This is a genomic window from Streptomyces sp. NPDC001890, assembly GCF_042891445.1.
Taxonomy (GTDB): domain Bacteria; phylum Actinomycetota; class Actinomycetes; order Streptomycetales; family Streptomycetaceae; genus Streptomyces.
Genome location: NZ_JBIATE010000008.1, coordinates 173,521 through 194,821, shown reverse-complemented (window position 1 = coordinate 194,821; position 21,301 = coordinate 173,521). Strand labels below are relative to the sequence as shown.

20 protein-coding genes and 5 tRNA genes are annotated in these 21,301 nt (G+C 72.4%); 9 read left to right on the top strand and 16 right to left on the bottom strand.

From position 1 onward, the window contains the following. The first annotated feature begins 108 nt into the window (after positions 1-108). The 5 genes from ACFYY1_RS21895 (at position 109) to ACFYY1_RS21875 (ending at position 554) form a co-directional block, all read left to right on the top strand. Positions 109-181, top strand: a tRNA-Gly gene (locus ACFYY1_RS21895). Between the two features lie 37 nt (positions 182-218). After that, positions 219-292 (top strand) — tRNA-Cys (locus ACFYY1_RS21890). A 1-nt stretch (position 293) separates the two neighbouring features. Next, positions 294-365 (top strand) — tRNA-Val (locus ACFYY1_RS21885). 19 nt (positions 366-384) lie between these two features. After that, positions 385-456: transfer RNA gene (locus ACFYY1_RS21880), tRNA-Val, on the top strand. Positions 457-479: 23 nt separating this feature from the next. Further along, a tRNA-Val gene (locus ACFYY1_RS21875) sits at positions 480-554 on the top strand. Between the two features lie 144 nt (positions 555-698). On the opposite strand, the gene ACFYY1_RS21870 is transcribed toward ACFYY1_RS21875, so the two are convergent. From ACFYY1_RS21870 to ACFYY1_RS21860, 3 genes are all read right to left on the bottom strand, one after another. Beyond that, positions 699-971, bottom strand: coding sequence for a zf-TFIIB domain-containing protein (locus ACFYY1_RS21870; RefSeq protein WP_388587924.1), 273 nt, complete (start codon positions 969-971; stop codon positions 699-701). A 68-nt stretch (positions 972-1,039) separates the two neighbouring features. After that, on the bottom strand, positions 1,040-2,011 hold the full coding sequence (locus ACFYY1_RS21865; protein ID WP_388587922.1) for an aminoglycoside phosphotransferase family protein: 972 nt from the start codon (positions 2,009-2,011) through the stop codon (positions 1,040-1,042). 251 nt (positions 2,012-2,262) lie between these two features. After that, the gene (locus tag ACFYY1_RS21860) at positions 2,263-2,469 is read right to left on the bottom strand and encodes a hypothetical protein (protein WP_388587919.1); all 207 of its coding nucleotides are present in this window, start codon (positions 2,467-2,469) and stop codon (positions 2,263-2,265) included. 614 nt (positions 2,470-3,083) lie between these two features. Between ACFYY1_RS21860 and ACFYY1_RS21855 the strand changes: the two genes are divergently transcribed. After that, entirely contained in the window at positions 3,084-4,445 is a 1,362-nt protein-coding gene (locus ACFYY1_RS21855; protein WP_388587917.1) for a serine/threonine-protein kinase, read from the top strand. 148 nt (positions 4,446-4,593) lie between these two features. On the opposite strand, the gene ACFYY1_RS21850 is transcribed toward ACFYY1_RS21855, so the two are convergent. Then, the gene (locus tag ACFYY1_RS21850) at positions 4,594-5,268 is read right to left on the bottom strand and encodes an aspartate/glutamate racemase family protein (protein WP_388587915.1); all 675 of its coding nucleotides are present in this window, start codon (positions 5,266-5,268) and stop codon (positions 4,594-4,596) included. Then, on the bottom strand, positions 5,265-6,746 hold the full coding sequence (locus ACFYY1_RS21845; protein WP_388587913.1) for an MFS transporter: 1,482 nt from the start codon (positions 6,744-6,746) through the stop codon (positions 5,265-5,267). The genes ACFYY1_RS21850 and ACFYY1_RS21845 overlap by 4 nt, the downstream gene beginning before the upstream one ends. Before the next feature lie 110 nt (positions 6,747-6,856). Between ACFYY1_RS21845 and ACFYY1_RS21840 the strand changes: the two genes are divergently transcribed. Then, positions 6,857-7,033 carry a hypothetical protein gene (locus ACFYY1_RS21840; RefSeq protein WP_388587910.1) on the top strand — a complete coding sequence of 59 codons (177 nt, stop codon included), beginning with the start codon at positions 6,857-6,859 and terminating at the stop codon, positions 7,031-7,033. A 47-nt stretch (positions 7,034-7,080) separates the two neighbouring features. On the opposite strand, the gene ACFYY1_RS21835 is transcribed toward ACFYY1_RS21840, so the two are convergent. The 9 genes from ACFYY1_RS21835 to ACFYY1_RS21795 form a co-directional block, all read right to left on the bottom strand. Further along, complete coding sequence (locus tag ACFYY1_RS21835; RefSeq protein ID WP_388587908.1) at positions 7,081-7,635, bottom strand: heme-binding protein; 555 nt, start codon at positions 7,633-7,635, stop codon at positions 7,081-7,083. A 219-nt stretch (positions 7,636-7,854) separates the two neighbouring features. Continuing rightward, complete coding sequence (locus tag ACFYY1_RS21830; RefSeq protein WP_388587907.1) at positions 7,855-8,691, bottom strand: TrmH family RNA methyltransferase; 837 nt, start codon at positions 8,689-8,691, stop codon at positions 7,855-7,857. A 100-nt stretch (positions 8,692-8,791) separates the two neighbouring features. Further along, entirely contained in the window at positions 8,792-10,048 is a 1,257-nt protein-coding gene (cobA, locus tag ACFYY1_RS21825; protein WP_388587905.1) for a uroporphyrinogen-III C-methyltransferase, read from the bottom strand. Between the two features lie 170 nt (positions 10,049-10,218). Further along, positions 10,219-13,656: a nicotinate-nucleotide--dimethylbenzimidazole phosphoribosyltransferase gene (cobT, locus tag ACFYY1_RS21820; RefSeq protein WP_388587903.1), complete on the bottom strand. Its 3,438-nt coding sequence runs from the start codon at positions 13,654-13,656 to the stop codon at positions 10,219-10,221. Between the two features lie 333 nt (positions 13,657-13,989). Continuing rightward, positions 13,990-15,228: a precorrin-6y C5,15-methyltransferase (decarboxylating) subunit CbiE gene (cbiE, locus tag ACFYY1_RS21815; protein WP_388587900.1), complete on the bottom strand. Its 1,239-nt coding sequence runs from the start codon at positions 15,226-15,228 to the stop codon at positions 13,990-13,992. A 93-nt stretch (positions 15,229-15,321) separates the two neighbouring features. Further along, positions 15,322-15,969 carry a GNAT family N-acetyltransferase gene (locus tag ACFYY1_RS21810; protein WP_388587897.1) on the bottom strand — a complete coding sequence of 216 codons (648 nt, stop codon included), beginning with the start codon at positions 15,967-15,969 and terminating at the stop codon, positions 15,322-15,324. 138 nt (positions 15,970-16,107) lie between these two features. Continuing rightward, on the bottom strand, positions 16,108-16,974 hold the full coding sequence (locus ACFYY1_RS21805; RefSeq protein WP_388587894.1) for a MetQ/NlpA family ABC transporter substrate-binding protein: 867 nt from the start codon (positions 16,972-16,974) through the stop codon (positions 16,108-16,110). A gap of 75 nt (positions 16,975-17,049) precedes the next feature. Further along, a complete protein-coding gene (locus ACFYY1_RS21800; protein ID WP_388587891.1) occupies positions 17,050-17,721 on the bottom strand; it encodes a methionine ABC transporter permease in 672 nt (223 codons plus the stop codon). Further along, positions 17,718-18,779 (bottom strand): methionine ABC transporter ATP-binding protein, encoded by a 1,062-nt coding sequence (locus tag ACFYY1_RS21795; protein ID WP_388587889.1) that lies wholly within the window; start codon positions 18,777-18,779, stop codon positions 17,718-17,720. The genes ACFYY1_RS21800 and ACFYY1_RS21795 overlap by 4 nt, the downstream gene beginning before the upstream one ends. A gap of 590 nt (positions 18,780-19,369) precedes the next feature. Between ACFYY1_RS21795 and ACFYY1_RS21790 the strand changes: the two genes are divergently transcribed. Both ACFYY1_RS21790 and ACFYY1_RS21785 read left to right on the top strand, forming a co-directional pair. Then, a complete protein-coding gene (locus tag ACFYY1_RS21790) occupies positions 19,370-19,729 on the top strand; it encodes a hypothetical protein (RefSeq protein WP_388587887.1) in 360 nt (119 codons plus the stop codon). Positions 19,730-19,731: 2 nt separating this feature from the next. After that, positions 19,732-20,169 carry a hypothetical protein gene (locus ACFYY1_RS21785; RefSeq protein ID WP_388587884.1) on the top strand — a complete coding sequence of 146 codons (438 nt, stop codon included), beginning with the start codon at positions 19,732-19,734 and terminating at the stop codon, positions 20,167-20,169. A gap of 4 nt (positions 20,170-20,173) precedes the next feature. Here ACFYY1_RS21785 and ACFYY1_RS21780 read toward each other — a convergent pair whose 3' ends face one another. Both ACFYY1_RS21780 and ACFYY1_RS21775 read right to left on the bottom strand, forming a co-directional pair. Beyond that, complete coding sequence (locus tag ACFYY1_RS21780; RefSeq protein WP_388587881.1) at positions 20,174-20,677, bottom strand: GNAT family N-acetyltransferase; 504 nt, start codon at positions 20,675-20,677, stop codon at positions 20,174-20,176. 36 nt (positions 20,678-20,713) lie between these two features. Next, a complete protein-coding gene (locus tag ACFYY1_RS21775) occupies positions 20,714-21,280 on the bottom strand; it encodes a sigma-70 family RNA polymerase sigma factor (RefSeq protein ID WP_388587878.1) in 567 nt (188 codons plus the stop codon). Positions 21,281-21,301 lie beyond the last annotated feature (21 nt).

The window sequence follows — 21,301 nt, the reverse complement described above, 5'->3', positions numbered from 1 at the left end:
GGGGCGAGCGCACCTCAGCACGCTGCACAAACGCGTTTTTGTACTGGCCCGGGAATCCGCTAGAGTTCAACACGTCGCCGGGACGCGCAAGCGGACCGGGAAAGACAAGCGGACGTAGCTCAGTTGGTAGAGCGCAACCTTGCCAAGGTTGAGGTCGCCAGTTCGAACCTGGTCGTCCGCTCGCACAAGGTGGGGGATCTTCCCGAACCCCCACTCGTGGTGGAGTGGCCGAGAGGCGAGGCAACGGCCTGCAAAGCCGTCTACACGGGTTCAAATCCCGTCTCCACCTCCAAGGACGATTAGCTCAGCGGGAGAGCGCTTCCCTGACACGGAAGAGGTCACTGGTTCAATCCCAGTATCGTCCACTGATCCACAAGGATCCCCGCGCGATTAGCTCAGCGGGAGAGCGCTTCCCTGACACGGAAGAGGTCACTGGTTCAATCCCAGTATCGCGCACGCAGTACACGCAGGTTCACCCTGCGCGATTAGCTCAGCGGGAGAGCGCTTCCCTGACACGGAAGAGGTCACTGGTTCAATCCCAGTATCGCGCACCAGCAGAAGCCCCGGTCGTCTCGACGACCGGGGCTTCTTCGCTTCCGCTGTGCGCATGTGGGTGCGGACGCACTGCGGGCCCGGACGGAACGCGTCCGGGCCCGCGGTCAGGCAGTCAGCGGTGGTGTCCCGTTCAGGACGGGAATTCAGGACGAGAAGAGCATGCGGCCGAAGCTCTTGTGCCGGTAGTGACCGCCGTGGTGCTGCGGGGCACCCCAGGCAGGCGCCGGGGCGGACGGGTACGCCTGCGGGGCCGGCGGTGCGGGCGGGGCCTGCTGCGTCCACTGCGCCTCGATGCGGGTGAGGGACTCCAGCTCGCCGTAGTCGAGGAAGATTCCCCGGCAGCCGCTGCACTGCTCGATCTGTATGCCGTTGCGGTTGTACGTGTGCATCTGTGCGTGGCACTTGGGACACTGCATGGTTCGGCTCACTCCTCGCCTTCGGGTCGCCGTCGCCGGAATTCCTGCCCGCCGACGGTCGGTTCAGCCTACGACGAGTGTTCGGCGCCCAACTCGGGCGGGAGAGATGCAATCCGGGCACAGGTTTCGATCATTGCCTGTTCCACCTCATCCGGAGTTCGGTCTTCCACCGCGGACTTGGCGAAGGCCAGCGCGGCGGTCTGAACGGTCAGGGCGCGGGCCGGGACATCCAGGTCCGGCCAGGGGTCGCCCTCGGCGCGGACGGCGGGGCCGCCCGCCGCCCGGTAGGCGTCCAGGAAGCGGAACCAGACCTCGGGGGGCAGGATCCCGGCCGCGTACCAGGCGGCGGGGCGGGCGAGGTCCCAGGCCGGATCGCCGAGACCCGCGTCGTCGACGTCGATGAGCAGCCAGGGGCCGTGCGGGGCCGGGTGGCGGACGAGCTGTCCGAGGTGCAGATCGCCGTGGCAGAGGTGGCGCGAGCGGTGCGGGGGTGCGGCGGCCTCGTCGCGGGCCCAGGCCGGCAGGCGGTGCCAGGCTTCGAGCACGGGGGCGGTGGCCGGGTCGCCGGGCCGGGCGGCGCGCATCCGGGCGACGGCGAGCGCGGCCTTCGCGGGGCCACGCATCGGCGGGAGCGCCGGCGCGGGCGGGGCCGGGGTCCGGTGCAGCCCGGCCAGCAGAACGGCGGCGTCCTCCCAGGGGGCGGCGTCGTGGTCGACGGGGTCGACGGGCCGGCCGTGGGGCCAGAGCGTGACGGGGCGGCCATGGAGAGTGGCGGACGGTGCACAGGGGCGGGGGATCAGCGGGGCGAGCAGGATGCCGGTGAGGCGCGGGTCGTTCGCGAGGGCGAGGCGGGTGAGCAGGTCGGCGGGGTCCGTGCCGGCGGCGTGGGCCTTGGCCACGACCGCCCCGCTGCGGACCACCGTGCCGTCCGCACGGTCCGCGAGCACCGCCGGGGGCGGGCAGGCGCAGGGGTCCCCGGGGTGTTCGTGGGCGGCCCGGTGGGCGAGATCGCCCAGCGCGCGTACGACTGCGGTGGTCACGGTCTCCCCCGGTGGCGGACTGGTAGCGGGTGCGGGCCCGGTCCGCACCGGGTCCGCCGATGAGCGTACGCGCGCCGGGAGGAGCCGCGGGCGGCGGTCGCCGCCGCACCGCGAACGCCCCCGGAAAGCGCGATGTCCGGTCAGCTCCCCAGCTGACCGGACAAACGCTGCCGTCCGCCGCACCCCCGTCCCCACGGGGTTGTTGGCCGGATGTCCCGGTCCGGACCGCTCTTCCGGACCCGGGGCGCCGCTCAGCGCCCCAGCATCACGCCCACGGACGACGCCTGTGTGACCACTGCGTCCCAGCCGCCGAAGACGACCACGAGCAGGGCCGCCAGGGGGAGAACCATCGCCGTCGCCACGAGTGGGTGGCGCGTGCCGGAGGACGGGCGGCTGCCGAACGAGGCTTGGGCCCTGCGTCCTGCGCGGATCATGGTCCGCGTTGCCGTGTCCGCCATGGTTCCTCTCCTGACTCGATGTGGGGCGGCGGGCGTGTGACCTCGGGGGACGAGTGTTGCGCCCGCCGCTTGACCTCAACATTAGGGACGTGCGGCGCTGCGGTCGTCATGCCCGCGTACCGATTGCCGGGCCTCCCGGAGGATGAGCCCCGGGCCGTCGTTGTACTCCCCTGGGTGGAGACCGGGTGCCCGGCCCCGGGGACATCCCGGAGGGGTGCCCGCGCGGGCGGCGAACTTCGCTCGGCGCCGTAGTCGTTGGACGGGGGGCCGCCGGTGCGCCTGGCGAGGGCCGCCGTGACTTCACTCACCCGCGGCCCGCCCCCGGCCCCCGGCGGCCGGTCCGCCCGCGTCGAAGAGGGCCGCGGGCACCCGTCCGGGCCGGGGCCGGCGCCGTACCGCGGGTGGCCGGCGCGGCTCCAACCGCCCTTGCCCTCAGTCGTCTTGGGGTCCGGGTCCGTCCGGTACGGGACGCGCCCCGGACCCATGCCCCGTCAGGGGGCGTGCCGCGCAACGACAATCGATCGACCGGTGAGGGCGCGGCCTCTGAGCGCCCCGGGCGCCGGGTACGTAAGCTGTGCCTCGTCAGGCGGACCAGGCAGCGGGGATGGGCAGACATGGCGATGATGCGGCTCCGGCGCGAGGACCCGCGTGTCGTCGGCTCGTTCAGACTGCACCGGCGGCTCGGGGCGGGCGGCATGGGTGTCGTCTACCTGGGTTCGGACCGGCGGGGCCAGCGGGTGGCGCTGAAGGTGATCCGCCCGGATCTGGCGGAGGACCAGGAGTTCCGCTCCCGCTTCGCGCGCGAGGTGTCCGCCGCACGGCGGATCCGCGGCGGCTGCACGGCGCGCCTGGTGGCCGCCGACCTGGAGGCGGACCGTCCGTGGTTCGCCACGCAGTACGTTCCGGGGCCCTCGCTGCACGACAAGGTGGCCGAGGAGGGCCCGCTGTCGGCGGCCGAGGTGGCCTCGATCGGGGCCGCGCTCTCCGAGGGCCTCGTCGCGGTGCACGAGGCCGGGGTCGTCCACCGCGACCTGAAGCCGTCGAACATCCTCCTCTCCCCCAAGGGTCCCCGGATCATCGACTTCGGGATCGCCTGGGCGACCGGGGCCTCCACCCTCACCCATGTCGGTACGGCGGTGGGCTCGCCGGGGTTCCTCGCGCCCGAGCAGGTGCGCGGCGCGGCCGTGACGCCCGCGACCGATGTGTTCTCGCTCGGTGCCACGCTGGCGTACGCGGCCATGGCCGACTCGCCCTTCGGGCACGGCAGTTCCGAGGTGATGCTGTATCGCGTGGTGCACGAGGAGGCTCAGCTGCACGATGTGCACGACGCACTCGCGCCGCTGGTGAGCGCCTGCCTGGCGAAGGACCCCGAGGAACGGCCGAGCACGCTCCAACTCTCCATGCGGCTCAAGGAGATCGCGGCGCGGGAGGCGCAGGGGCTGCACGAGAGCCGGCCGCCCGTGCAGCGTTCGGCACAGGAACTGGACCGGCCGACCGGCCGTCTCGACGGCCCGTACACCGAGCAGCAGACGCGGCGTGCGGCTCCGCCCGCGCCCCGTCAGCAGAAGCAGAAGCAGAAGCAACCCCAGGGCAGCAGACCGTCCTCGTCGTCGCGGGCCGGCTCGCCCCGGACCGGCGGTTCGCGCCCCCAGCAGCATCAGCCGCCGCGCAACACCACCCGGTCCGGGCGGCGTCCGCAGGGTACGAACGGGGCGAACGGCCGGCCGGGAACGCGGCCCGGGGCCCGTCCGACTTCGTCGGGGCTGCGTCCCGCCAATCCGCGGCTGCTGCGGCAGCGGCTCGTCGTCTTCGTCGTGGTGACGCTGCTGGTGGCGCTCGGCATCGCGGCGGCCCAGGGCTGCCAGGGACCGGCCCGCGGCCTGGGCGCCGATCAGGGCGACGGCCGGGCACAGAGTCAGAGTCAGAGCCAGAGCCAGAGTCAGCCCCGGAGCCAAGGCCAGAGCCAGGGTCGGTAGCCCGTCGGGGCGGGGCCGGTCCGGCCTCGATCCGCCGGACGGGCCCCGGGCGTTCCCGGGGCGGGCGGTCCGTGACGGGCGGGGGCGGGCCCCGGCCGTCACGGTCTCGTACGCCCTTCGGCGCACTCGCCGCCGGGAACGCCCCGGCTCACCGCCGTTCGAGCACCCGCCGTACCTCCCGGCAAGCGGCCGGGATCGGCCCGATGACCGGCACCGGGAAGCGCCCCTGCAGGGCTTCGGCCGCCTCCCCCAGCGGACCTCCGCCGATGATCACGGCCTCGGCCCCGTCCTCGGCGATGCAGGCACCGACCGCTTCGGCCAGCCGTTCCCGCATCGCCTCGGGGGTGGCGGCCAGCTCCAGGGGGTCGCCCGGCGTGAGACGGATGCCGGTGTACTGGGAGGACCGGCCCAGGCGGTCGACCCGCGCGGCGATGGCGGCGGCCAGGCCCGGCGTGGTCGTGGCGATGCCGAACCGGCGACCGCCCGCCGCGGCCTCCGCCATCGCGGCCTCGGCGATGCCCACGACGGGGACATCGGTCCACGCACGCAGTTCGTCGACGCCGGGATCACCGAACGCGCTGACCACCAGGGCCTCGACGCGCTCGCCGTCCGGCCCGGCGAGGGTGGACCGCGCCGCGGCCAGGACCTGCGGTCCGGCAGCCCGCAGTACGTCCTCGTCCACCAGCATCGGGGGGCCTTCGGCCACGGTGACTCCGCGGACCCGGTAGCCGTCGTCGGGGCGCAGGGTCCGGCCGGCGATGGCGGTCATCATCTCGGTGGTGGCCACGGAGGTGTTGGGATTGATCAGGGCCACGAAGGTCACCGGGTGCCCCCCGTCGTATCGTCCGCGGGCTGCCCCGCCGGTTCTGTCACGGACTCCTGCGCCCGTTCCGTCGCGGACTCCTGCGCCGTCTCCTCCATGGACCGGCCGAAGGTCTCCGGCGGGAACTGGACGGACACGGCAAGGCCCACGAAGAGTACGCCGATCAGGGTGAACATCCCTGCCATGCCGTACGAGTCGAAGGCGGCACCCGCGAGCATCGGCGTCAGTCCGCCCGCCAGGGAACCGAGGGCCAGGATGATCGAGGTGCCGAACGCCCGCACCCTGGTGGGGAACTGTTCGGGCGCGAAGATCCAGATCGTGGTGTTCAGGGTGATGATGCAGCAGTTGACGGCCGCTCCGAGGACGAGGATCAGGGCGACGCCGTTGGCCAGGAAGCCGAAGCAGAAGGCCGCCGCGCAGCCGAGTCCGGCGGCCACCGTGAGGACGAGCTTGCGCGGGACGTAGCGCGCCGCGGTGGAGGCGATCAGCGCGCCGATCAGCGAGCCGGCCTGCATGACCAGGGTGAAGAGCAACGACTTGGTGATGCTGTGCCCCTGGGCCACGAGGATGGTGGGCATCAGCGACAGGATGGATATCTGCGCGCCGTACGACATGCAGACGGCGACGCCGAGGGAGAGGGTGCGGCGACGGAGGGTTCCTCCGAAGACGTCGCGCAGGCGGTTGCGCTCGGCCACGACCTTCTCGCCGGTCTCGACCGCCGTGATGAACTGCTTCGGGTTCTTCTGAGGGCCGCGGAGCCGGCCGGAGGCGAGCTTGTTGAGGACGAGGTTGGCCTCGTCGACCTTGCCGCGGGAGAGCAGGTAGCGCGGTGTCTCGGGGACGAACCGGCGGTAGAACAGCACCAGCAGGGCGGGCAGGGCGAGCATGCCGAACAGCCAGCGCCAGCGGTCGGGCCCGGAGAAGAAGGTGAAGACCAGGACGCCGAAGCCGGGGGCGAGCATGTTGCCGAGACCGCCGGCCGTCACGTTGATGATGCCGACGGCGGTGCCTCGGTGCCGGGCCGCGAAGAACTCGGACATCATCGTGACCGCGATGGCGATCTCGCCGCCGAGGCCGAAGCCGACGATGAACCGGCCGAGCGCCACGACCGCGTACACGGGAGCGAAGGCGCAGATCAGCGCGCCGAGCGAGAAGAGCAGCAGATTGACCGTCAGCATGGTCCGGCGGCCCATCTTGTCGCCGATGATGCCGGTGGTGAGCCTGCCGAGCGCTGCCGCGGTGAAGGTGATGGTGTTCAGGAATCCGAGCTCTGCGGCCGTGGTGCCCCACGACTCCTGCAGTACGGGGCCCACCAGGCCGACCGCGTTCTGTTCCAGCGCGTCGAAGAAGACGCCGAGCAGCACCATCGCGCCGATCTGGCGGTGTGCTCCGGTGACGCCGATCCGGTCGAGCGTGTCCTCCAACTGACGATGCCGCGGGCTCGCGTCCGCGGTGGTCTTGAGCGGGGGAGCTTCCATGGGGATCCTTCCGAACGGAGCAGGACCTGAAAATGGAATACCATTTTCGGCTCGCGGAAGTTTCATCCGAGGATCGGCACAGCGTCAAGAGGTCTGGCAAGGAATCCCGGATGCCGGGTGCGGTGAGCCTGGGATACCGACCGCGCGGTTTCAGGGCGGCGGGACTGCTCGTACGGCTCACGACGGAGCCGTACGCCGGCGCGCGTCGGCGTACGGGACGGCCCGCGGGGTACGCGGCCGGCCTGGCCGGTACGGAGAGCACCGAGGCCGTTGCCCCGCGTCCGTGAACGCGGGGCAACGGCCTCGGCCGGTGTCGCGGAGGCTCCGCTCCGTACTACTTGCCCAGGGCCGCGGCGCCGGCCCGGGCGAACTTCTCGTCCAGGTCACCGGACGGGGCCCCCGCGACACCGATGCCCGCGATCGGCGCGCCCTTCGCGTCGACCGGCACTCCGCCGCCGAGGAACAGGGTGCCGGGGATGTCCTTCAGCGTCGGGGCGTTCTCCAGGCGCTTGACCAGCTCGGAGGTCGGGGCGTTCCAGGAGACGGCGGTGAACGCCTTCTTCCGGGCCGCCTCGTACGACTGCGGGCCGGCGCCGTCGCCGCGCAGGGTGACGATGGTGTTGCCGTTGCGGTCGACGACGGCGACGGAGACACGCTGGTTCTCCTTCGCGGCGGCGTCGAGTACGGCCTGCGCGGCCTTGCCGGCCGCATCGGCGTTCAGGTGCGTGGACCGGGCCAGGTTCTTGCCCGCAGCCGACCGGGGGGCGGCGCTCGGGGACGACCCCGCGTTGGCCGAGACCACGGCGAACGTACCGAGAGCGACGGCGCCGACCAACGTACCGCCGATGACGATGCGCATACGCTTCGTGGTCTTCCTGGCGTGCTTCATTCCGGTCACTCCTGTGATGGGTGCGGGGTGCGGCTCCGTCCGCCCGGAGGATTCCGGCGTTCGGGCCCGCCGGCTGCTGCCGTCCCGTTCTGATCAAGGGTGCGGCCGGACACCCGCCCGGTCCGTCGACGTACCGGCTTCATGTGCCGAGCGGGAAGGCTGACACCGGGGTCATCCGATCGGTTGACCCCGGGCAGCCGGGCGGGAGGCGCGCCGGGTTCAGGCCGCTCCCGGCCGGGTGGCGTAGAAGGCGACGGCCGAGGCGGCCGCCACGTTGAGGGAGTCGACACCGGCGTCCATCGGAATGCGGACGTGCTCGTCGACCGCGGCGAGGGTACCGGGGGCGAGGCCCGCCCCTTCCGTGCCGAAGACCAGCGCGAGCTTCTCGTCGTGGCGCGCGGCGAGTTCGTCGAGGGTGATCGCTCGTTCGCTCAGGCAGAGGGCGGCGAGCGTGAACCCCGCGGAACGCAGGACCCCGACGTCCTTCGGCCAGGAATCCAGCCGGGTCCACGGCACCTGGAAGACTCCCCCCATCGAGACCTTCACGGACCTCCGGTAGAAGGGATCGGCACAGCGAGGGGTGAGGAGGACCGCGTCGATGCCGAGAGCGGCGGCGTTCCTGAAGGCGGCACCCAGGTTGGCGTGGTCGACGATGTCCTCGAACACGGCGATGCGCCGTGGCCCCGTGGCCGCCGCGCCGAAGGTCGTCGCCAGCAGTTCGTCGGCCGTCGGCAGCGGCTTGCGCTGCATCGAGGCGAGCGCGCCCCGGTGCACGTGGTAACCGGTGACGCGCTCGGCGAGTTCGGGGCTCACCGCGTAGACCGGGGCGGGGACCTCGTCGATGACGTCCCGCATCAGGTCGACCCACTTCGCCGAGAGCAGCATCGAGCGCATCTCGTACCCGGCGTGCCTGGCACGCCTGATGACCTTCTCGCCCTCGGCGATGAAGAGGCCCTCGGCGGGCTCCCGCCTGCGCCGGAGTTCGACATCGGTCAGTCCGGTGTAGTCGCGCAGTCGGGGGTCGTCGGGGTCGTCGACGGTGATGAGATCAGCCACGGGTTCGATACTGCCTTGTCCGGTGTGTGGTGCCAACGGATCGGAGGAAGATCCGTTACCGCTGGTTACTCGGTGCGGGTGCGGGCGGTGTCCCGGCCGGCTACTCGGCGGGGAGCGGCGCGAGGCCGGTGCCGACCGCGACGACGTCGCCGATGACGATGACCGCGGGGGGACGTACGTCCTCGGCGGCGGCCCGTTCGGCGACGGTCGCCAGGGTGGCGTCGACGCGGCGCTGGGACGCCGTGGTGCCCTCCTGGACCAGGGCGACCGGGGTGTCCGGGGACTTGCCGTGGGCGACGAGGGCCTTGGCGATGGCGCCGATCTTGTCGACGGCCATCAGCAGGACGAGGGTGCCGCGCAGCCGGGCGAGCGCCGCCCAGTCGACCAGCGAGCGCTCGTCGTCGGGGGCGACATGGCCGCTGACGACGGTGAACTCATGGGCGACCCCACGGTGGGTGACGGGGATTCCGGCCGCGCCGGGCACGGAGATCGAGCTGGAGATGCCGGGGACGACGGTGCACGGGATGCCCTCGGCGGCGAGCGCCTGGGCCTCCTCCATGCCGCGGCCGAAGACGAACGGATCGCCGCCCTTGAGCCGTACGACGGCCTTGCCGGCCTTGGCGTGCTCGATGAGCGCCTGGTTGATCGCCTCCTGCGCCATGAAGCGGCCGTACGGGATCTTCGCCGCGTCGATCACCTCGACGTGCGGCGGCAGTTCGTCGAGCAGGTCGCGCGGGCCGAGCCGGTCGGCGATGACCACGTCGGCCTCGGCGAGGAGGCGGCGGCCGCGCACGGTGATCAGGTCGGGGTCGCCGGGGCCGCCGCCGACCAGAGAGACACCGGGGGTGGGCCGGGAGCGGTGATGCGGGGCGGCGAGCGTGCCGTCGCGCAGTCCCTCGACGATGGCGTCGCGGACGGCGGCGGAGTGACGCGGGTCGCGGCCCTGGGCGTCGGTGGACAGGACGGCGACGGTCACGCCCTCGCTGCGGCCGGTGGCCGGGGTCCAGGCGGTCGCCACATCGGCGTTGTCGCTCCGTACGCACCAGGTGCGGGTGCGCTCGGCCTCGGCTGACGCGGCGTCGTTCGCGGCGTCGTCGTCGGAGGCGATCAGCGCGTACCAGGTGTCGGCCAGGTCCCCTTCCTCGTACCGGCGGCGCTCCCAGCGGATCTCACCGGCGTCGGCCATCGCCTCGACGGCCGGGGTCGCGGACGGCGACACGAGGGTGATGTCGGCGCCGGCCGCGATGAGCGTGGGGAGGCGGCGCTGCGCGACCTGGCCGCCGCCTACGACGACGACGCGGCGCCCGCTCAGGCGCAGTCCGACGGGGTACGCGGGGTGATCGGCGTGCTCGGCCATGGCGGTGCGGACTCCTCGTGCGGTGCGGGGTGCGGGCCGCTGCGACGGTGGAGCGGCTTTGACGTGCGGTTTCGTGGGTGTGGGTCCACGATACGGGGTTGGGGTTCCAAGCCCGTCCGGCGGTCGAGGAGCGGGGGTCCGGGGGCAGGGCCCCGGACCCCCGGGCCGGTCTACTTCTCCGTGACGCCCGCCGAGTCGAACGTCGCGACCTCGTGCATCGCCCGCGCCGCGCTCTGCACGATCGGCAGCGCCAGCAGCGCTCCGGTGCCCTCGCCGAGGCGGAGGTCGAGGTCGACCAGCGGGCGCAGGCCCAGCTTGTTGAGCGCGGCGACATGGCCGGGCTCGGCGCTGCGGTGGCCCGCGATGCAGGCGGCCAGGGCCTCGGGGGCGATCGCCCGTGCGACCAGGGCCGCGGCACCCGCGCTGACGCCGTCCAGGATGACGGGCGTACGGAGCGAGGCGCCGCCCAGCAGGAAGCCCGCCATCGCGGCGTGCTCCAGGCCGCCGACCGCGGCCAGGACACCGATCGGGTCGGCCGGGTCGGGCTGGTGCAGTTCGAGGGCGCGGCGGACCACGTCCACCTTGCGGGCGTGCATCTCGTCGTTGATGCCGGTACCGCGTCCGGTCACCTCGGCCGGGTCCATGCCCGTGTACACGCAGATCAGCGCGGCGGACGCGGTGGTGTTGGCGATCCCCATCTCACCGGTGAGCAGGCCCTTGTTGCCTGCCGCGACCAGATCGCGGGCGGTCTCGATGCCGACCTCGATCGCCGCGAGCACCTCCTCGCGGGTGAGCGCGGGGCCGGTGGTGAAGTCGGCCGTTCCGGCGCGCACCTTGCGGGGCAGCAGGCCGGGCGTCGCGGGCAGCTCCATGGCCACGCCGACGTCGACCACGCACACCTCGGCGCCCACCTGGGCCGCGAACGCGTTGCAGACCGCGCCGCCGCCGAGGAAGTTGGCGACCATCTGGCCGGTGACCTCCTGCGGCCAGGCCGTGACGCCCTGGGCGTGCACCCCGTGGTCGCCCGCGAAGATCGCGACGGCCGCGGGCTCGGGGATCGGCGGCGGGCACATCCGGGAGAGCCCGGACAGCTGGGCCGAGATGATCTCCAGCATGCCGAGCGCGCCGGCCGGCTTGGTCATCCGCTTCTGGCGTTCCCACGCCTCGCCGAGCGCCTTGGCGTCCAGCGGGCGGATGTTGGAGATGGTCTCCTGGAGCAGGTCGTGCGGATCCTCGCCCGGCAGGGCGCGGCGGCCGTACGTCTCCTCGTGGACGACCCAGGACAGCGGGCGGCGCTTGGACCAGCCCGCCTGCATCAGCTCGGGCTCCTCGGGGAACTCGTCGACGTAACCGACGCACAGGTACGCCACGACTTCGAGGTGCTCCGGCAGTCCCAGGGCCCGGACCATCTCGCGTTCGTCGAAGAAGCTGACCCAGCCGACGCCGAGCCCCTCGGCGCGCGCGGCGAGCCACAGGTTCTCGACGGCGAGCGCGGAGGAGTACGGGGCCATCTGCGGCTGGGTGTGCCGGCCGAGGGTGTGGCGGCCGCCGCGGGTGGGGTCGGCGGTGACGACGATGTTCACCGGGGTGTCGAGGATGGCCTCGATCTTCAGTTCCTTGAACTGCTTGGCCCGGCCCTTGGGCAGCGACTTGGCGTACGCGTCGCGCTGACGCTGTGCCAGTTCGTGCATGGAGCGACGGGTCTCCGCCGAGCGGATGACGACGAAGTCCCAGGGCTGCGAGTGGCCGACGCTGGGCGCCGTGTGCGCGGCTTCGAGGACGCGGAGCAGGACCTCGTGCGGGATGGGGTCGCTGCGGAAGCCGTTGCGGATGTCACGGCGCTCACGCATGACGCGGAGCACGGCCTCGCGCTCGGCGTCGTCGTAGCCGGGGGCCGGCGGGCCGGCGGGAACCCCGGCCTCGTCGGACTCCGACGCCTCGGGGGCCTCAGGGGCCTCGGGAGTCCCCTGCGCCTCCGGGGCCCCGGCTTCGGCGGCTTCCGGCTCAGGAGCAGCGGCCGGAGCCTGGGCCTGGTCCTGGGGCGCCTCGGCGGGCTCCTGGGCCGGGGCTTCGGCGGGCAGCGCTTCGGGCTGTACGGGATCCACGGGGCCGGTCTCCGCGACGGCCACGGGCTCCACCGTGTCCGTGGCGGGCGTGATGTCCGGGGTCTCGATGACCTCCGGGCCCTGCTCGGGCTCCGGCTCGGACACCGTCGGCACCTCGGCCTCGGGGGCAGGCGCGGGTACGGCGACGGGGGCTTCGGCGATCGCCGCGGGCTCGACCGGCCCGGCGTTCGCAGCGGGCTCGGAAGGCTCGACGGCCGCCTCCGCCACTACGGGCTCCGCGGGCTCCACCGGCGCCACGGGCCCCATGGCGATCGGCACACGCTCGGGCTCGGGCTCGACTTCGGCCACGGGCTCCGCCTCGGCGCTCGTCCCGGCCACGGGGGTCGGGGCCAGGTGCGGAGTCGTCGGCACCGAACCCTCCACGGGCACGAACTGGCCCATGGGGACGGCTTCCGCGGTCTCCTGCGGCGCGATCGCCTCGGCGGGGACCTCGGCGTGCGCCTCGGCGGCGGGCACCGGTTCGGCGGCGGGGGCGGCCACGGCTTCCGGCGCCACGACCGGAGCGGCCTGGACCGGCTGCGGCGCGGGCGGCTGCACCGGCTCGACGACCGGCTCGGTGACGGGCTCCGCGATCGGCTCGACGACCGGCGCCGGAACGATCTGCTCCGGGGCGGCCTGCTCCGGAAGGACCTGCTCCGGGGCGGCCTGCTCCGGAACGACCGATTCTGCTGCCACCGGCTGAGGGGCCGGGGCCCCCCACGGGCTGCCGCCCTGCGGCAGGATCTCGCCGAGCTGCGGACCCGGCAGTGCCGACGCGTCGTCACCCGGCAGCTCGAAGTACTCCGGGCCGGTGGTCGGCGGTCCGGCGTGCCGCGCGGGGGCCTGGGCGCGGGCCTGCGCCTGGGGTGCGCCCGCGGGACCGCGGTCGGCGAGCGAACGGACCACTTGGCCGGTCGGCGTCCCGCCGTAGGACGGTGTGCCGTCGGGCACGGCCGGGCCGCGGTGCAGCGGCCGGCGCACCGGTGTCTGGGGCTGGGTCTGGGCGGCCGGAGCCGGGGTGGGCGAAGGGATGCGAACACCCGTCAGGTCGACCGAACCGGAGTCGCGGCCACCGGACTCGTGCGTCCCCTGGCCGTTCTCGGGCAGCGGCTGGGCCACCGCCTGCTGGGCGACGTACGCCTCGGCGGCCTGGGCCGCGACGGGCTCCTGCACCTGGACCTGGACGGGGCCCTGGGGCTGCGCCGGGGTCTCGGCGGGCGACTGGGCGTAGGGCTGTGCCACCGGCTGGGCCTGGTAGACACCCTGCGCGGGCAGCGGTGCCTGGGCGACGACGCCCTCGGGGTACTGCCCCGGGGCCGGCACGGCCTGCGGGTCGCTCCAGGCACCCTGCGGGCTCGGCATCAGAAGGATGTCGTCGTCCTCGGAGACATGCTCGGAGGGAGCGAGGTAGGTGTAGGCGTCCGGGGCGGCGACGCCCGGCTGCTCCACCGTGCCTGCGTTCTCCGGCAGTCCCTCGACCGGGATCTGGCCGGTGTCACTCATGCGTACCCCTCGCCCATCGTCAGTGCTCCTTCGGCCCTTCGCCCGGGACGCCCGAACACGGCACGCCTGCGCTCGTCAACAAGAACGAGCGGGCTCGCCGCGCGGCACGAATCGGTCGCGGACATACTGCATTCTCGCGGCCGTTCGCCGCCGCGGCAGCTCATTTCGCCACGGCCCGCTGTGGACTGCGCCACGTCGCGCATCCCCCGGTTCTGCCGTACCACAACGGGGGCCAAAACGGTCCCCCTTTCCGGACATTGACGAACGAAGCGACGAACGTCCGGGCGCGGTGCAACGATCGGCCAGCCTACCTCTCGCTGTACGCCGACCGGGTCACGGGGCGAGGTCGGAACGCACCGCGGACAGGAGAAACACGACCGAGCGTTCGCGCTCCGACCATGCTGCCGTGTCGAGTTCGACGGACTGGAGGAGCGAGCACCGGACCGTGTATCCGTTTCCGCCCAGGGCGGCGCCGAGCGCCTCGGCCTCGTCCCGCGTCGACGCGTGGGTCACGATGCGTTCCGGCCGCCGTTCGGTGACGGCGGTGACGACGGGGACCCCGCCGCCGCCGATCCGTACGACATCGGGTTCCGGCAGCCGCTCCAGCACATGGGGGGCCCGGCCCCCGACGACCTGGAGCTGCACGCCGAACGCCCGTGCCGCCGCCGCGGTCCGGGCGCAGGCGGCCGGGTCGCTGTCGACCGCCAGGACCGCGGCGCCGAAGCGGGCGGCCTCCACCGCCAGGGCCCCGCTGCCGGAGCCGATGTCCCAGAGGAGGTCGCCGGTCCGGGGGCCGAGGTGGGCCAGCTGGGCGGCGCGCAGCCCCGGGGAATCGCCCTCGCCGCTCTCCGTGCCCCGCCCGCCGGCGTCCCCCGCGTACGCCTCGGTGGGCAGGGCCCAGCCGCGCACGTCATGGGGGTCGGCGGGGAGACCGCCGGCGATCCAGGCTCCGGCGGCCCGCGGTTCGGGGCCGCCGCCGATGACGACGACCACGTTGGGGTCGCGCCAGACGTGGTCGGCGGCCTTGTCGGAGGTGACGACGGTGACCTGTTCGCGGCTGGTGCCGAGCTCCTCGCAGATGACGAAGGTGCGGTGGACGCCTTCGAGGAGCAGGGCGAGTTCGGCGGGGCCGGCGCCGGGCGAGGTGAGGACGGCGACCTTGTGGTGGGCGCGGCAGACGTTCACGGCGCGGCGCAGGGTACGGGGGTGGGCGACGACCGTCCGGGCGTCCTCCCACGGCATTCCCGCGCGGGCGAAGGCGGCGGCGACCGAGGAGACGGCGGGGACCACCTCGACCTCAAGCCCGTGTTCGGGTGCGCGGAGGTTGCGTACGACTCCGAAGAAGCCCGGGTCCCCGTCGGCGAGGACCACGGCGCTGCCCCGGTGGAGGGCGATCCTGCGGGCGGCCAGGTCGATGGAGCCCAGGCGGATGCGTTCGGCGTTCGCCGGGACTTCGGGAAGTGCGAGGTGGTGGGCGGCTCCGGCGACGAGCGTGGCGGCCGAGAGAGCGGCCGTGGCCGCTTTGGTCAGTGGCGAGCCGTCCCAGCCGATCACGGTGACCCGATCGGCCATCTGTCGTCAGTCTCCTGGAGTCGTCGCAGGTGAGGTGGGCAGGGTGAGAGTACCCGGTCCGTACCGGCGTGGTGTCGGGGACCCTTCGCGGGGTCAGTTCCAGTCGTTGTAGGCGCCGTAGCCGCCCGCGTCGGCGAGCTGTTCGGCGACGCCTTCGAGGTCCTCGGGCAGCAGGCCCCAGACGATCAGGTCGGTCCTGATGTCGGTCCAGCCGCCGTCGGTGCCGTTGTCGGTCCGGGTGCGGGCTATCCGGGCGTTGCGCAGGACGCCCTCGCTGATGCAGCCGAGCTTCTGGGCGACCTGCTGGGAGGCGGTGTTGTCGGCGGCGGTGCGCAGTTCGATGCGCTCGAAGCCCTGGTCGCGGAAGAGCCACTGCGCCAGTGCCAGTACGGATTCGGTGGCGTATCCCTCGCCGCGGGCCCAGGGGGCGGTGATGTAGGCGGCCTCGGTGGCGCGGGTGCGCCAGTCGGTGTTGCGGAGCCGGACCGAGCCGACCAGGCGCTGGGTGAGGAATTCGGTGACGGCGAGGACGATGCCGTCACCGGTGGTGCGCTGGGCGGGTGCGATCCTGCGGATCCAGCGTTCGGCGTCGATCTGGGTGTAGGGGTGCGGGGCTTCGGTCCAGGCGACGACGAGTTCGTCGTTCATCATCTCGATGTACGCGGGGGCGTCCGCCATGTCGAAGGGGCGCAGCACCAACCGATCCGTGCTGATGGAGATGTCCGGAAAGGTGGAATTCATGCGCAGCTCCATACCGAAGACCGTTAAAGGCACAGCATGCAGCATCGGGCCGGTGCCGCGCATGGGCGGGTCCGCACGGCGGAGCCCCGCGCCCCTTCGGCGGGGTGCGGGGCTCGTCGGACGGATGCCGTGCGGGTGTCAGGACTTGGCGGCGGTGCCGAAGGCCGGGATGACGGAGCCCTGGTAGGTGTCCTCGATGAACTTCTTGACCTCGTCGGAGTGCAGGAGTTCCACGAGCTTCTGGACGCGGGGGTCCTTCTCGTTGCCCTTCTTCACGGCGATGAGGTTGGCGTAGGGGTTGCCGTCGGCCTTTTCGAGCACGAGGGCGTCCTTGGCGGGCTTGAGGTCGGCCTCGATCGCGTAGTTGCCGTTGATGACGGCGGCGTCGACGTCGTTCAGGGCGCGGGGCACGGTGGCGGCCTCCAGTTCCTTGAACTCCAGGCCCTTCTTGTCGGTGATGTCGCTCAGCTTGGCGCTGGTGCCGACGCCGTCCTTGAGGGTGATGAGGCCGTTCTCGGCGAGGAGCTGAAGGGCACGGCCCTCGTTGGTGGTGTCGTTGGGGACGGCGACGGTCTGGCCGGCCTTGAGGTCCTTGAGGTCCTTGACCTTCTTGGAGTAGAGGCCGAGCGGCTCCAGGTGGACGGTGCCGACGGAGACCAGGTGGGTGTTCTTCTTCTTGTTGAAGTCGTCCAGGTACGGCTGGTGCTGGAAGAAGTTGGCGTCGACCTGGCCGGTCTCGGTGGCGGTGTTCGGCAGGACGTAGTCCGTGAACTCCTTCACCTCCAGCTTGAGGCCCGCCTTCTCGGCCAGGTTCTTCTTGACGAAGTCCAGGATGTCGGCGTGCGGCGTGGGGGACGCGGCGACGACGAGCGCCTTGGAGGTGTCGGTCTTGGCACCGGTGTCGCTCTTGGCGCCCGGGTCGGACGAGGTGCCGCAGGCGGTGAGGCCGAGGGCGATGGCGGCGGTGGCGGCGGCAGCAGCGGTGATCTTGATGTTCCTACGCACGAAAAGTGCCTCTTTCCGGTGGTGATGGTGGTGCGCCCGGACAAGGAGTTCGGGCTTGTGAGCGGAGTGGAAGTCTCAGGCGGTGGCGCGGCCCCGGCGGGCCAGCAGGCGTACGGCCAGGTCGCCGATCAGCTGGATCACGGTCACGATGACGATCAGCACCGCGACGGTGATGAGCATGAACTGGTTGTCGAAGCGCTGGAATCCGTAGGTGACGGCCTTGGAGCCGAGCCCTTCGCCGCCGACCGCGCCGGCCATCGCGGAGTAGCCGATGAGCACGATGACGGTGGTGGTGACGCCGGAGATGAGCGAGGGCAGCGCCTGCGGCAGCAGGACCTTGCGGACGATCGTCGGGATGGATCCGCCCATCGACTGGACGGCCTCGACGAGCCCGTGGTCGACCTCGCGGACGGCGGTCTCGACGAGCCGGGCGAAGAACGGGATGGCGCCGACGGAGAGCGGCACGATCATCGCGGACGGGCCGATGAAGGTGCCCACGACCCAGGTGGTGAAGGGGATCAGGGCGATCAGCAGGATGATGAACGGCAGCGAGCGGCCGATGTTCACGATCACGCCGATGACCTTGTTCACCGGGGTGTTCTGGAGCAGTCCGCCCTTGTCGGTGAGGACGAGCAGGACGCCGAGCGGCAGTCCCACGAGGACCGTGACGACCGTGGACCAGAGCACCATGTAGAGGGTGTCGATGGTCCCCTGGGTGAGCAGCGGCTGCATTTCGGACCAGGTCACTTCGCCACCTCCTTGGTGAGCGGTGCGGGGGTCTGTACGGGGATGACGGGGCCGTCGTGCTCCACGACCTCGGCCTGGAGGCCCTGCTCGCGCAGGAAGCCGATCGGGACGACGTTCTCCTCGAAGCGGCCGGGCAGCTCGATGCGCATCCGGCCGATCTGCCTGCCGCCGACGGTGTCCATCGCGGCGCCCAGGATCGAGATGTCGATGTTGTACGTACGGGAGAGCTGGGAGATCACCGGCCGGCCGGCGGCGTCGCCGTGGAAGGTGACGTCGACGACCGTGCAGTCGGGGCCGGAGGCCGTACCGCCGACGGGGAACAGCTCGTGGGCGAGTGCGGAGCCGGGGGTGGCGAGCAGTTCGCCGACGGTGCCGGACTCGACGACGCGCCCCTTCTGCATCAGCGCGGCGGAGTCGCAGACCGTCTTGACGACGTCCATCTCGTGCGTGATGAGCAGGACGGTCAGGCCGAGCTGCTGGTTGAGGTCGCGCAGCAGTTGGAGGATGGAGCGGGTGGTCTCGGGGTCGAGGGCCGAGGTGGCCTCGTCGGAGAGCAGGACCTTGGGGTCGCCGGCGAGGGCGCGGGCGATGCCGACGCGCTGCTTCTGGCCGCCGGAGAGCTGGCCGGGGTACGCCTTGGCCTTGTCGGCGAGGCCGACCAGGTCGAGGAGTTCGAGGGCCTTGCGGGAGCGGTCCCGGCCCGGGACACCGAGGATCTCCAGCGGGAGTTCGACGTTGTCCCGGACGGTGCGGGAGGACAGCAGGTTGAAGTGCTGGAAGACCATGCCGATGCGGCTGCGTGCCTGGCGCAGTTCCTTGCCGGCCCGGTGGCCGCGTCCGGCGAGTGCGGTGAGGTCCTGGCCGGCCACGGTCACGGTGCCGGAGGTGGGGCGCTCCAGGAGGTTGACGCAGCGGATCAGGGAGGATTTGCCGGCGCCGCTCTGTCCGATGACGCCGTACACCTCGCCCTCGCGGACGTGCAGGTCGACGCCGTCCAGGGCGGTGACCTCGCGGCCGCGCGACTGGTAGACCTTCGTGAGGCCCGAAGTGGTGATCACAGGGGTTTCCGTCACTGTCGAGTGCGCGGCGCGATGTCCGCCGGGCACGGGGCATTCGTCTGATGAGACTGTTTGGACGTTTCGATCGGACGTTCCAAGCGGGGGTCTCGGCACGGCTCGGGGCGGCATGCGGCCGGGCAGCGGTGCTGGGGCAGGCTCGTTCCGCTGGATGCGGACGGCTCGGGCTCGGTCTCGCTTCGGGGCGCGAGGAGCGGGCGGGGGCCCTCAGAAGGTGCGCATTCGACACATACAACGAGCACCGGGCGTCGTGATCGCCTCGGTCGCAAGGATGCGGCTGCTCGTCGTGGTCATGGGCCAAGTAAAACAGACGTAACGTTCCGCCCGACCAGCCTGTCCGAATAGCGGACACGCGTGGATGGTGCGGTGAGACGGCCCTGCCGGTTGCCGTGATTTCCGCTCCCCCGGCTGTGACCTGCGTCGATACGGCGGAGAGGCCGCGCGGGGGCCATCGGCGACGGCAGCCGCGACCGGCCCGGGACGCTCATCGGCTGTGGCAAAGGCCACGGCCTGCGCTCCCCGGGCGCGGGGGCGCACGCAGGGGGCCGATTGGTCCGTAATACCCTCACCACATGCTTGACGCCCTGACGGTCGCGGTCGCCGTGACCGCGCTCGCCCTCACCGCCTGGTGCGGATTCGCCGCCTACCGGGACCAGCCGACCAAGGACTGGCACTTCATCGGGATGGCCGTGGTCTCGCTGCTGGCGCTGGCCCAGCTGGTGGTGGGCATCGTGCAACTGTCCCGGGGCGAACGGCCCGAGCAGGGCATGACGATCTTCATCGCGTATCTGATCGGGGCCTTCTTCGCGGTCCCCGCGGCCGGTTTCCTCTCGCTGACCGAGCGGACCCGGTGGGGTTCGGTGACGGTGGCGGCGGGCGCGGTCGTGCTGGCCGTCCTCGAAGTCCGGCTCTACGACATCTGGGGAAACTGACCGTGACCGACACCGATCGCACCCCCGCGGCGGCCACCGGCGAGAAGCAGCCCTTCGACCTCGGGACGGGGCCCGGCCGGGTACTGGTCTGGTTCTACGGGGTGTTCACCGTCGCGGCCGCCTCCCGCTCGATCGTCCAGATGATCCTGGACTTCGGCAGGGCACCGCTCGCGTATGTGCTGTCGGCCGTCGCCGCGGTGGTGTACGGGTTCATCACGTACTCGCTGGTGCGCGGGGGCGAGAAGGCGCGCAGGACCGCGCTGGTGTGCTGCGCCGCGGAGCTGCTGGGCGTGCTGGTCGTCGGGACCTGGACGATGGTGGAGCCCTCGGCGTTCGCGGACGCCACCGTCTGGTCCGACTTCGGCATGGGGTACCTGTTCATCCCGGTGATCCTGCCGGTCACCGGGATGATGTGGCTGCGCCGGGCCAGGCAGGCGTAGACGCTCAGGCGCTGGCGACGTACGCGGGTTTCGTGGCGTCCTTCTCCAGCAGGATCATCAGGACGCCGTCCGGGCTGGTCTCGCTGCCCACGCGGGCGTACCCCGCCCGCCGGTAGAGCCGCAGATTTCCCTCGCTGCGGTGGCCGGTGTGCAGCCGGAACAGGGTGGCCGACCGCTCGTCGGCGAGTCCCGCCTCCACCGCCCGCAGCAGCCGGGCACCGAGACCGTGCCCCTGCAGCCGGGGGTGGACGCAGAGCCTGCCGATCTCCCCCGCCCCGTCCTCGCCGACGGCAGCCCGGACCGAGCCCACGACCTCGTCGCCCAGCCGCGCCACGAACACCAGGTTCGTGGCGATCTCGGCGTGCAACGAGTCGAGGGTCTGGACGAGCGGGTCGATCCGGTAGTTCCCGTACAGCTCCGCCTCGCTCTGGAAGCAGAGGTACTGGAGTTTCAAGATCTGTTCGGCGTCCTGCGCCGTCGCCGCCGAGATGATCACGCTCATGCCCATCCGCGCATGCCTCCGCCCACCTGATCCACCGGTTGTCTAACGCTCCTTTCCCCGCAGTTCAGGAGCAGCAACCTCCGCCGCGAGCATTCTGCGCAGACATCCAAGGCAACGGGAACGGATCGGACCCAAACTCCCCTGTGACATACCCAACTTCCCTGCGATTTCCCGGTAGGTGGGGTCGCCGGGCGCGAGCAGCGCCGCCATCAGCCGCGCGCACCTGCCGGGCAGCCGGTCCACCGCCGCGTGCAGCGCCCGGCGTTCGTCGGCGCCGAGGGCGAGCCGTTCGGGGCAGCCGGCCGGGTCGGCGGCGGTCTCGTCGCGGTAGGGGCGTTCGTGCCGGGTGCTGCGGCGGGCCCTGCGGGCCTCCGCCCGTACCGCGTCCCGCACCCAGCGGGCCGGGTCCGCCGGTGGCCCCTCCCCCGCGAGCCGCTCCAGCAGCCGCAGCCAGACGGCCTGTTCGAGGTCGGCCGGTTCGACCGCCGCACCCGTCGCCGAGGCGGCCGCCTCGGCCCCGGCCTCGGCGCTCACCAGCGGGTGCAGGGCATGGACAACGGTCACGGGGGCGGGGGCGGGCCCTGCCGGAACAAGATCGAGAAGCGTCATGCCCCGGCCGACGCGCCCACG

What these genes read in the sequence shown, in the direction of transcription:
- ACFYY1_RS21810 (WP_388587897.1), bottom strand. Translation starts at nt 15,969, where the DNA reads ATGAATTCCACCTTTCCGGACATCTCCATCAGCACGGATCGGTTGGTG.
- ACFYY1_RS21860 (WP_388587919.1), bottom strand. Translation starts at nt 2,469, where the DNA reads ATGGCGGACACGGCAACGCGGACCATGATCCGCGCAGGACGCAGGGCC.
- ACFYY1_RS21835 (WP_388587908.1), bottom strand. Translation starts at nt 7,635, where the DNA reads ATGAAGCACGCCAGGAAGACCACGAAGCGTATGCGCATCGTCATCGGC.
- cobA (WP_388587905.1), bottom strand. Translation starts at nt 10,048, where the DNA reads ATGGCCGAGCACGCCGATCACCCCGCGTACCCCGTCGGACTGCGCCTG.
- ACFYY1_RS21775 (WP_388587878.1), bottom strand. Translation starts at nt 21,280, where the DNA reads ATGACGCTTCTCGATCTTGTTCCGGCAGGGCCCGCCCCCGCCCCCGTG.
- cobT (WP_388587903.1), bottom strand. Translation starts at nt 13,656, where the DNA reads ATGAGTGACACCGGCCAGATCCCGGTCGAGGGACTGCCGGAGAACGCA.
- ACFYY1_RS21855 (WP_388587917.1), top strand. Translation starts at nt 3,084, where the DNA reads ATGGCGATGATGCGGCTCCGGCGCGAGGACCCGCGTGTCGTCGGCTCG.
- ACFYY1_RS21840 (WP_388587910.1), top strand. Translation starts at nt 6,857, where the DNA reads ATGCCGGGTGCGGTGAGCCTGGGATACCGACCGCGCGGTTTCAGGGCG.
- ACFYY1_RS21870 (WP_388587924.1), bottom strand. Translation starts at nt 971, where the DNA reads ATGCAGTGTCCCAAGTGCCACGCACAGATGCACACGTACAACCGCAAC.
- ACFYY1_RS21790 (WP_388587887.1), top strand. Translation starts at nt 19,370, where the DNA reads ATGCTTGACGCCCTGACGGTCGCGGTCGCCGTGACCGCGCTCGCCCTC.
- cbiE (WP_388587900.1), bottom strand. Translation starts at nt 15,228, where the DNA reads ATGGCCGATCGGGTCACCGTGATCGGCTGGGACGGCTCGCCACTGACC.
- ACFYY1_RS21845 (WP_388587913.1), bottom strand. Translation starts at nt 6,746, where the DNA reads ATGGAAGCTCCCCCGCTCAAGACCACCGCGGACGCGAGCCCGCGGCAT.
- ACFYY1_RS21780 (WP_388587881.1), bottom strand. Translation starts at nt 20,677, where the DNA reads ATGGGCATGAGCGTGATCATCTCGGCGGCGACGGCGCAGGACGCCGAA.